This window comes from Haloferula chungangensis (assembly GCF_042664875.1).
GTDB lineage: Bacteria > Verrucomicrobiota > Verrucomicrobiia > Verrucomicrobiales > Akkermansiaceae > Haloferula > Haloferula chungangensis.
This window is the reverse complement of sequence record NZ_JBHTBS010000050.1, coordinates 1-1,323: the sequence shown is the minus strand read 5'-3', so window position 1 is coordinate 1,323 and position 1,323 is coordinate 1. Positions and strand designations below refer to the sequence as shown.

The following is a 1,323-nucleotide window of genomic DNA, read 5'->3' as shown; positions in this document are numbered from 1 at the left end:
CACGTGACACACCATGTTAGATTGTCTGTCTGATTCGCTGGGGCTCCGCATCATCACCGCTCGGAGTGACCCGTGTGATGGTGTCGGCGCTCGACCGGGTATTTTCCCGTGGCGGACGGCGGCCTCCACGAAGATCTCCCCGCCCCCAAGACCGCCCAACGAGAACAAGGCGCTCGAGGACGACCCCTTTCAGCGGTTGTGTTGAGTTCTTGCCGCCAGCTTCGAAAGCTGCTTGGATCCCGCAGCCTTCCCGGTGAGCTCACCGGGATCGCCTCAGCTCAAACGTTGGGCAAAGAAAATTGAGACAGATGCCAAGGAGTGTTATCGAGTTCACTGCTGCAACAGTTGAGTGCAGCGAAGCGATCGATTGGGAGATTGTGCAAGTGCACTTCGATACCATGGACTCAACTTTCAACGAAGAGGGAAGGACATCACCCTACCTGATGATTTCGGCAAATTTTGAGTTCAGCAACAGGGTTCAGGTCGAGTTTCACGACGGTTCGGACTACGCAGGCGACTGGCTTAGGAGAGTCGATCTCTGGAGGACCAGAGTCCTAGCTGGCTCAAGAGGTGGATACGACTTTGACATCTCTTTCGACCTTTCCGATGATGCCTTCGCTGAACTCCGTGAGTATTTGAAGATCCTTCTGCGCGAAGACTGCTTCCGAGAACAATAGAAGAAGCCCAACAAGGCGGTTGAGGACGACCCCTATCAGCGGTTTTGTTGAATTCTTGCCGCCAGCTTCGAGACCTGATTGGATGTTCTCAGCCTTTCCGGTTCGGTTACCGGGATCGCCTCACCATCGACGTTCTCGTGGAATGTAGAGCCTCTGGGTTTTGAGGGTGTGGCAGCAGACCGAGTCCGAGATAGGTCGAGCTTGTCGAGGTTTCCCAGCTCTCGGAGCTTTGCTGACCGGAGCGAGCATCATGCGGTGGGCAGCAGAGGAGCGCCCAGGAGCGATCGCAGCGGTCACGTGACAGACTCTGTTAGATTGTCTGTCTGATTCGCTGGGGCTCCGCATCATCACCGCTCGGAGTGACCCGTGTGATGGTGTCGGCGCTCGATCGGGTATTTTCCCGTGGCGGACTGCGGCCTCCGCGAAGAACTCCCCGCCCCCAAGACCGCCCAACGAGAACAAGGCGCTCGAGGACGACCCCTATCAGCGGCTGTGTTGTGTTCTTGCCGCCAGCTTCGGAAGCTGCTTGGATCCCCGCAGCCTTCCCGGTGAGCTCACCGGGATCGCCTCAGCTCAAACGTTCTCGTGGAATGTTGAGCCTCTGGGTTCTGAGGGTGTGGCAGCAGACCGAGTCGGAGATAGGTCG

General features: G+C 57.4%; 1 protein-coding gene. It reads left to right on the top strand.

The window, feature by feature from the left end:
* Positions 1-308 precede the first annotated feature (308 nt).
* Positions 309-677, top strand: a complete 369-nt coding sequence (locus ACFQY0_RS21115) for a hypothetical protein (RefSeq protein ID WP_379717016.1) — start codon at positions 309-311, stop codon at positions 675-677.
* Positions 678-1,323: the final 646 nt, after the last annotated feature.